An 8,445-nucleotide genomic window follows, 5' to 3' on the forward strand; every position below is an offset into this window, starting at 1 on the left:
ACAACGCCTGCTTTTAGAGTGTAACGACAAGCGGGTGCAGTATTGAAGGGTCAAGAACATATTTTGGTGTTGAGCCTATATTAATTTCTATTTTTGAAGAGAATATGCAGCAGTTCATGCAAAAGCTGGAGATAATTATGCAAAAAACCATTTCTGTCAAAGAGCAATTGTTTGAAATGGCCCAGCTGCAGCTTGAATTCATGGAAAATCGACCGGAGCTCGCTACGCTTGCCCACTTTGAACTTTTGCAGACAAAAGGGGAGATCCATGACAATATGCAGCGCATACTGTCTCCATTTTTTCAGGCGGTTATTGATATTATTAACAGGGGAAAAGAAGAACAGGTCTTCCCTGGATCACTTTCCACAGAGATTGGCAGGATCTGTTTTGTCGGGATACTCAATGAAGCCATCACTACGTGGGTGATGGAAAAGGGAAGCTATTCGCTGGCAGCCCAGGGCCCGCTGCTTTCGGAAATAATGTATCAGGCGCTGCGGACAGAAGTATAGCCCAGGCAGCACCATTGGAAAAGTTTAAGCTAAACGTTAGCCAGTAAAGCGCGGGAATGCTATAATAACGAAGAATAAATGCAAAGATAGAGATATAAAGGAGGAACCATTCATGGCTATTGTCAATGTATCGGACCAAAACTTTGCAGGTGAAACGTCCGACGGAGTAGTACTTGCGGACTTTTGGGCACCGTGGTGCGGGCCTTGTAAAATGATCGCTCCAGTACTAGAAGAAATCGACACAGAAATGGGCGAACAAATCAAAATTGCTAAGTTAGATGTAGATGAGAATCAGGAAACAGCCGGAAAATACGGCGTAATGAGCATTCCAACTCTGATGATCTTTAAAGACGGCGAAGTCGTCGAACAGGTTGTCGGCTTTCAGCCTAAAGAACAACTGGTGGAGCTTTTGAACAAACATTTGTAAAACACGAAACTGCTGGTCTCTGGGCCGGCAGTTTTTTGTTTCCTTTTCTTTAAAAGAAGGAAAACACCATAGATACTACACGCCAAGAGGGGTTGGGCACATGACTCAATTAAAGGAAAAGCTGGCGATTCTGCCGGATCAGCCTGGCTGTTATTTAATGAAAAATAAACACGGTACCGTTATATATGTAGGTAAGGCAAAAGTGTTAAAAAACCGGGTGAGATCCTACTTTACCGGTTCGCATGATGGAAAAACCCAGCGGCTTGTGATGGAAATTACCGATTTCGAATATATTATGACGTCCTCTAATCTAGAAGCATTGATTCTTGAGATGAACTTAATTAAGAAGTATGAACCAAAATACAATGTGCTTCTTAAAGATGATAAGTCCTATCCGTATATTAAAATTACCAACGAAGAGCATCCACGCCTTATTATCACGAGAAAAGTAAAAAAGGACGGGGGGAAATACTTCGGCCCGTACCCGAATGCCGGTGCGGCAAATGAAACGAAAAAACTGCTCGACCAATTATATCCGCTGCGTAAATGCCGGACGATGCCAGACCGGGTCTGTTTGTATTATCATATCGGCCAGTGTCTGGCTCCATGTGAGTTTACGGTGACAAGAGACCAGTACGACGATATGATTCAGCAGATCGCCCGTTTTTTAAACAACGGCCACCATGAAATCCGGGCGGAGCTTCAAACCAAAATGGAGACTGCTTCCGAACAGCTGGAGTTTGAACGGGCCAAAGAACTGAGGGACCAAATACAGCATATTGACTCTGTGATGGAAAAGCAAAAAATGTCTGTAAAAGACCAGGTAAACCGAGACGTCTTTGCCTACAGCTATGATAAAGGCTGGATGTGTGTGCAGGTATTTTTTGTGAGACAGGGAAAATTAATTGAAAGGGACGTTTCCCTTTTTCCAATGTATCAGGAGCCGGAAGAGGATTTTCTAACCTTTCTGGGACAGTTTTATATGCAGGAGCAGCACATGAAGCCATCGGAAATATTCATCCCGGGCTCAGTAGATGCAGCGATAGCTGAACAGTTTGTAAATGTGCGGGTTCAGCAGCCAAAGCGCGGCCAGAAAAGAGAACTGCTTGATTTGGCGGAGAAAAATGCGCGGCAGGCGCTCAGTGATCGATTCGCATTGATTGAACGGGATGAAGAGCGGACAATTAAAGCGGTTGAACAGCTCGGAGAAGCAATGGGCATTGATACGCCATACCGCATGGAAGCCTTTGACAACTCAAATATACAGGGCACAGATCCAGTAGCGGCAATGGTTACTTTTGTAGACGGCAAGCCCTGGAAAAAAGGATATAGAAAATATAAGGTCAGAGACGTGCAGGGACCGGATGATTATGCGTCAATGCGGGAAGTCGTACGAAGAAGATACATCCGCCTGTTAAAGGACGAAGCCGCGCTTCCGGATCTAATTCTTATTGACGGCGGAAAAGGACAGTTAAGTGCAGCTGTCAGCGTTATCGAAGACGAACTTGGCCTAAATATTCCCGTAGCCGGGCTTGCCAAAGATGACAAGCATCGAACGTCAGAGCTTTTAATGGGGGAGGAAGCTGCAAGAGTGCCGCTTGAACGCCACAGCTCCGCCTTTTACCTGCTGCAGCGCGTTCAGGATGAAGTGCACCGTTTTGCGATTACATTTCATCGCCAAACGCGTGGAAAAACGATGTTCTCTTCCCTTTTAGATGATGTTAATGGAATTGGACAAAAACGGAAGCAGATGCTTTTGAAGCATTTTGGATCGGTGAAAAAAATGAAGGAAGCATCCTTTGAGGATTTTAAACAACTTTCGCTTCCGGATGACGTTATTATGGAACTGATGAAAAAGCTGGAAGAAGATTCTACACTTTCCAAATAAAAAGCGTTCGCTGATGCGTATCAGCGAACGTTTTGCTTTGAGACAGCGGTTGGATTACTCCCATTTAATATGCATAGTGATAGATTTTTGCTTTTCTTCTATGTAGGTTTCGGCGTACGTATTTTTCATCTGTGACCATTGCTCTGCCAAAAATCCGCCCTCTAACGCTTTCGTATATGGAGCTTCCTTGGCGTAGTAAGACAGTTCAGCGATGGCATCCTTTTTTCTTTCTTTTTTCCATTCGATCTCACCCCAGCCGGCATCGCGGAAAAAATCAGCTACTTCCGCCGGTGAACTGCAGGGATAGCTGCGGGCAAGCTGTTTACCCGCCCAGTATAATATTGCATGCTCGTCCGAGCCTAAAATATCAGGGAGGACATTTTTTCGAAGCAATTCATACCCGAAGGCAGTTGATTTATTTGTTTCTTCTTCCATTTCCATCACCACTTTCTTCATCTGATATTATACATGCTGGAGTTGGAAATCTCTATAGATTCCCAAAATCATACATGATATACTAATGCACGATTATGACGGAGGGACCGATATGAAAAATATTTTTGCAGAAAAAATGACGCCATTTCGTATGATCATCGGTGCCTACGTTTTTTCAATGCTGTTGTTCAGTTTATTGCTCTGGCTTCCTATTTCCCACCAGCCGGGGCATGAATTAACATATATCGAAGCTTTATTTACCTCAGTATCAGCTGTTAGCGTAACCGGCCTGACAGTCATTCAGGTATCTGACACGCTGAGCGCTGTCGGGATAGCATTTTTAGCGCTGGCAATGCAGGTAGGCGGCATTGGAATTATGTCACTCGGCACCTTTGTGTGGATGGTTTTTGGAAGAAAAATTAATTTATCTCAGCGATTACTGATTATGGTGGACCAGAATCAGTACAAGTTTTCGGGAATGGTCAAGCTAATGAGGAACATTCTGCTTCTTGCTTTAGGGATCGAAGCAATGGGGATGCTGATACTTGGCACCTACTTTCTGCGTTACTTTGATTCAACCTGGGAGGCTTACTACCAGGGAGGGTTTGCGGCGTTGAGTGCTTTCACCAATGCCGGCTTTGACGTTACAGGACAGTCTCTCATTCCGTTTGCTGAAGACTATTACGTCCTGTTTGTGGTAATAACATTGATTTTTGCTGGAGCTATTGGATTTCCGGTTCTGATGGAGGTCAGGGAATACTTAACAAACCGGGAACGCTTTAATTTCAGCCTGTTCACAAAAGTGACGACGACTACTTATTTTCTCGTGTTTGTACTTGGTGCCGTCAGTATATGGGCGCTTGAATTCGGATTTTATTATGACGGCATGGCATGGCATCAGCAGTTCTTCTTCTCGATGTTTAACTCTGCGACTACAAGAAGTGCTGGATTATCGGTGATGGACGTTTCGGCGTTTTCCATGCCGACGCTTCTGCTGATGTCCGGCTTAATGGTTATTGGAGCGAGCCCGTCGAGTGTGGGGGGAGGTATCCGTACTACTACACTTGCGGTAATGTTTTTAACCATTCGAAGCTTTGCGCTCGGACGTTCAGATGTAAAAGTGTTCAACCGCCAGATTGACCCCGAGGATAAGCAGCGGACTTTTATTGTCATTTCCTTTTTTATTGTAGGGCTGCTTGCAGCGATTACTTTAATCAGTGCCTTCGAGCGTGGCAATACGGAAGTAGAATTAATTGATATTATTTTTGAAACAAGCTCGGCCTTCGGAACCTGTGGACTTTCCACCGGATTAACGGATGACTTTTCCACTCCGAGCCATCTGTTGCTCATGTGCCTGATGTTTATTGGACGCGTGGGGATTTTAGTGTTTTTATTCTCGGTGAAAAAGAAAGAGACAAAATCTCATTATAGATATCCAACAGAACGCATAATTATTGGCTAGCCGGGGAGGATGTCCTCCGGCTTTCTTTATTGACGGGAAAGTGAAGCGCATAAAGAATGAATAACATACGTTTGAAATGCTGTATACGTTTTCTTGACGGGTAATTTTAGGGGGAGTACAATTAACGTAACGTTTCGTACAATTCCTTGAATATTTCTTTTCCATTTTGTGACTAATTGGTTGTATCGTGCATGCATATGCATTTTGCACTAATGGAAAAGAAGCAGGAAGCGCAGCCGGCATATATGTACATAGAGAACGGGAAGCTGTACTTCTGTTTATTGTGCGGGCGGTGGAAAGTTCAGCAAGGGGGTAATGGAGCCGGAAAAGAAAGCATTACAGACTAACAGGATGGAGAGAGAATTTTTATGCTAATGGAGGAGGATGAATATGGCTTTAAATAAGGAATTTGCCGCCCGGAGGCTGCACTCGCTTCTTGGTATCATTCCAATTGGACTGTTTTTGATGCAGCACTTTGTAGTAAACCATTTCGCGACAAGGAGTGCTGAAGCATTCAACGGTGCGGCTCACTTTATGGAAAACTTACCGTTTCGTATCTTTTTAGAGATGTTTCTCATTTATATTCCTATATTGTTTCATGGTATTTATGGACTTTTTATCGTATTTCAGGGTAAAGCAAACGCGAAGCGCTTCGGCTATTTCCGTAACTGGATGTACATTTTTCAGCGTATCACTGGCGTCTTCCTGTTGGTGTTCATTACCTGGCACGTCTGGGATACATGGGTGCAGGCGCAGTTCTTTGGCGCTGAGGTGAACTACCAGATGATGGCGGACATTGTAGCGAATCCTTGGATGCTCGCATTTTACATTGTAGGCATACTGTCTGCTACCTTCCACTTTTCTAACGGTTTATGGTCCTTTTTGGTTACATGGGGCATTACGGTTACACCAAAAGCCCAGCTGGCTGCAACATACTTTACGCTGGTCGTTTTCGTAGCAATGTCTGTGATTGGCCTGCGGGCTATTTTTGCATTCGTATAAGATAAGCTTTTTACTAAACTAAAGGAGTGAAACATCCGCATGAGTAATGGAAAAGTTATTGTCGTAGGCGGCGGGCTGGCAGGACTGATGGCAACAATCAAAGCCGCTGAAGCAGGTTCTCAAGTGGACTTGTTTTCAATTGTACCGGTAAAACGTTCTCACTCTGTCTGTGCTCAGGGCGGCATGAACGGTGCTGTCAATACAAAAGGGGAGGGCGACTCTCCGTGGGAACACTTTGATGATACTGTATACGGAGGCGACTTTTTAGCAAATCAGCCTCCAGTGAAAGCTATGACAGAAGCAGCGCCAGGGATTATCCACCTGATGGACCGCATGGGCGTTATGTTTAACCGTACTCCGGAAGGGCTGCTTGACTTCCGCCGTTTTGGAGGCACGCAGTTCCACCGTACGGCATACGCTGGTGCTACGACGGGACAGCAGCTGTTATATGCACTGGATGAACAGGTTCGCCGCTATGAGGTGGAAGGCCTTGTTAACAAATACGAGGGCTGGGAATTTCTTTCAGCTATTCTCGATGAAGAACAAACCTGTAAAGGCATTGCCGCCCAAAATCTTCGTTCGATGGAAATTGAAACATTCCGTGCAGACGCGATCATTATGGCTACAGGCGGCCCCGGCATTATTTTCGGAAAATCTACGAACTCAATGATTAATACCGGCTTTGCTGCTTCGTCGCTTTATTTGCAAGGTGTTAACTATGCCAACGGCGAATTCATCCAGATTCACCCTACTGCTATTCCCGGCGACGATAAACTCCGTCTGATGAGTGAATCTGCGCGCGGGGAAGGCGGTCGCATCTGGACATACAAAGACGGCAAGCCATGGTACTTCCTGGAAGAAAAGTATCCGGCTTATGGTAATCTGGTTCCTAGGGACATTGCCACACGCGAAATCTTTGATGTTTGTGTTAACCAGAAACTGGGCATTAACGGAGAAAACATGGTTTATCTGGATCTTTCCCATAAAGATCCGCAGGAACTTGATGTAAAACTCGGCGGTATTATGGAAATCTATGAAAAGTTCATGGGTGATGATCCAAGGAAAGTTCCAATGAAAATTTTCCCTGCCGTACACTATTCCATGGGCGGCATGTGGGTAGATTATAATCAAATGACAAACATCCCCGGCATTTTCGCCGCCGGTGAGTGCGACTATTCCCAGCACGGTGGTAACCGTCTTGGTGCCAACTCTCTGCTCTCCGCTATTTACGGCGGCATGGTCGCCGGGCCGAATGCAGTAGAATACGCCAACGGCCTGGAGAAATCAGCGGAAGATCTTTCTTCTTCGCTTTTTGAAACAAAGAAACAGGAAGAACAGCAGGAGTTCGACAAAATTATGAATATGGACGGCACTGAGAATGCATATGCACTTCATAATGAACTTGGCGAGTGGATGACAAACAATATGACCGTGGTCCGGCATAATGATAAGCTGCTTGAGACAGATGACAAGCTCCAGGAGCTTCTCGAGCGCTGGGAAAATATCAACATGCACGATAGTTCCAAATGGAACAACCATGCGGCCATGTTTACGCGCCAGCTTAAAGGAATGATTCATTTGGCCCGCGTGATGACTCTGGGGGCTTACCACCGTAATGAAAGCCGCGGTGCGCATTATAAGCCAGAGTTTCCGGAGCGTAATGATGAAGACTTCCTGAAAACGACGAAGGCTCAATACAACCCGCAGACCAATCACCCTGAATTTGAGTATGAAGATGTCGACACTTCGCTGATTAAGCCGAGAAAACGGGACTACTCCCAGGCAAAAGCATCTTCTGAGAAAGGAGCAAGTAACTAATGAGTGATGCACAAGCACAAGAAACGCGTAACCCGGAAGAAACCGACGCAAAAAAAGTGAAGTTTATTATTACCCGGCAAGACGACCCGGACAGCCCCTCCTATGACCAGGAATTTGAGGTTCCTTACAGAGAAAATATGAACGTCATTTCTGCTCTAATGGAAATCCGCAGAAATCCTATCGACAGCCAGGGCAATCAGGCGAACCCTGTTATCTGGGATATGAACTGTTTAGAGGAAGTATGCGGTGCATGTTCGATGATTATTAACGGAACGGCCCGCCAGTCCTGTACTGCCCTTATTGATCAGCTTGAGCAGCCGATTCGTCTAGAACCGATGAAAACATTCCCGGTTATGAGAGATCTTCAGGTAGACAGAAGCCGGATGTTTGATTCGCTGAAAAAAGTGAAGGCATGGATTCCAATTGACGGCACATATGACCTGGGCCCTGGGCCTAGAATGGCAGAGAACAAACGTCAATGGTCATATGAGCTTTCCAAATGCATGACGTGCGGGGTATGCCTCGAAGCCTGCCCGAACGTAAATGATAATTCTTCGTTTATCGGACCGGCAGCTATCTCCCAGGTTCGTTTATTCAACTCCCACCCGACAGGAGAAATGAATAAATCCGACCGGCTGGAAGCTTTGATGGGCGAAGGCGGCATCAGCAGCTGCAGTAACTCCCAGAACTGTGTGGAAGTATGTCCGAAGGGGATCCCTTTAACAACTTCCATTGCAGCGATGAATCGTGAAACAAACATTCAGTCGTTTAAAAACTTTTTTGGCGGCGGAAACTAATATAATAAAAAAGGCAGCCCCCGGGCTGTCTCAGACTGTCGACAATGGCTCTCATTTTAGAGCGTGTCGGCAGTTTTTTTATGCTATGATAAAAAGAAATAGCCTGG

At 45.4% G+C, this 8,445-nt stretch carries 8 protein-coding genes; 7 read left to right on the top strand and 1 reads right to left on the bottom strand.

The features are described from left to right. Window positions 1–104 precede the first annotated feature (104 nt). From ACTTK6_RS15490 to uvrC, 3 genes are all read left to right on the top strand, one after another. Complete coding sequence (locus ACTTK6_RS15490; RefSeq protein ID WP_462833905.1) at window positions 105–509, top strand: TetR/AcrR family transcriptional regulator C-terminal domain-containing protein; 405 nt, start codon at window positions 105–107, stop codon at window positions 507–509. Between the two features lie 112 nt (window positions 510–621). Continuing rightward, entirely contained in the window at window positions 622–936 is a 315-nt protein-coding gene (trxA, locus tag ACTTK6_RS15495; RefSeq protein WP_022793132.1) for a thioredoxin, read from the top strand. Between the two features lie 100 nt (window positions 937–1,036). Next, window positions 1,037–2,824 carry an excinuclease ABC subunit UvrC gene (gene uvrC / locus ACTTK6_RS15500; RefSeq protein WP_079475793.1) on the top strand — a complete coding sequence of 596 codons (1,788 nt, stop codon included), beginning with the start codon at window positions 1,037–1,039 and terminating at the stop codon, window positions 2,822–2,824. A gap of 54 nt (window positions 2,825–2,878) precedes the next feature. Here uvrC and ACTTK6_RS15505 read toward each other — a convergent pair whose 3' ends face one another. Further along, window positions 2,879–3,280: a DUF2507 domain-containing protein gene (locus ACTTK6_RS15505; protein ID WP_079475794.1), complete on the bottom strand. Its 402-nt coding sequence runs from the start codon at window positions 3,278–3,280 to the stop codon at window positions 2,879–2,881. Window positions 3,281–3,371: 91 nt separating this feature from the next. Between ACTTK6_RS15505 and ACTTK6_RS15510 the strand changes: the two genes are divergently transcribed. The 4 genes from ACTTK6_RS15510 to sdhB all read left to right on the top strand — a co-directional run bounded on the left by ACTTK6_RS15510 (window position 3,372) and on the right by sdhB (window position 8,338). Further along, window positions 3,372–4,721: a TrkH family potassium uptake protein gene (locus ACTTK6_RS15510; protein WP_079475795.1), complete on the top strand. Its 1,350-nt coding sequence runs from the start codon at window positions 3,372–3,374 to the stop codon at window positions 4,719–4,721. Window positions 4,722–5,111: 390 nt separating this feature from the next. Next, on the top strand, window positions 5,112–5,723 hold the full coding sequence (locus ACTTK6_RS15515) for a succinate dehydrogenase cytochrome b558 subunit (protein ID WP_079475796.1): 612 nt from the start codon (window positions 5,112–5,114) through the stop codon (window positions 5,721–5,723). A gap of 39 nt (window positions 5,724–5,762) precedes the next feature. After that, a complete protein-coding gene (gene sdhA / locus ACTTK6_RS15520) occupies window positions 5,763–7,541 on the top strand; it encodes a succinate dehydrogenase flavoprotein subunit (protein ID WP_079475797.1) in 1,779 nt (592 codons plus the stop codon). Then, the gene (gene sdhB / locus ACTTK6_RS15525; RefSeq protein ID WP_079475798.1) at window positions 7,541–8,338 is read left to right on the top strand and encodes a succinate dehydrogenase iron-sulfur subunit; all 798 of its coding nucleotides are present in this window, start codon (window positions 7,541–7,543) and stop codon (window positions 8,336–8,338) included. Before sdhA ends, sdhB begins: the two co-directional genes overlap by 1 nt. Window positions 8,339–8,445: the final 107 nt, after the last annotated feature.

The sequence above is a fragment of the Marinococcus salis genome, assembly GCF_054971365.1.

Excerpts from the sequence above, each read along its gene's own strand:
- ACTTK6_RS15490 (WP_462833905.1), top strand. The coding sequence starts at position 105 with ATGCAGCAGTTCATGCAAAAGCTGGAGATAATTATGCAAAAAACCATT.
- trxA (WP_022793132.1), top strand. The coding sequence starts at position 622 with ATGGCTATTGTCAATGTATCGGACCAAAACTTTGCAGGTGAAACGTCC.
- uvrC (WP_079475793.1), top strand. The coding sequence starts at position 1,037 with ATGACTCAATTAAAGGAAAAGCTGGCGATTCTGCCGGATCAGCCTGGC.
- ACTTK6_RS15505 (WP_079475794.1), bottom strand. The coding sequence starts at position 3,280 with ATGAAGAAAGTGGTGATGGAAATGGAAGAAGAAACAAATAAATCAACT.
- ACTTK6_RS15510 (WP_079475795.1), top strand. The coding sequence starts at position 3,372 with ATGAAAAATATTTTTGCAGAAAAAATGACGCCATTTCGTATGATCATC.
- ACTTK6_RS15515 (WP_079475796.1), top strand. The coding sequence starts at position 5,112 with ATGGCTTTAAATAAGGAATTTGCCGCCCGGAGGCTGCACTCGCTTCTT.
- sdhA (WP_079475797.1), top strand. The coding sequence starts at position 5,763 with ATGAGTAATGGAAAAGTTATTGTCGTAGGCGGCGGGCTGGCAGGACTG.
- sdhB (WP_079475798.1), top strand. The coding sequence starts at position 7,541 with ATGAGTGATGCACAAGCACAAGAAACGCGTAACCCGGAAGAAACCGAC.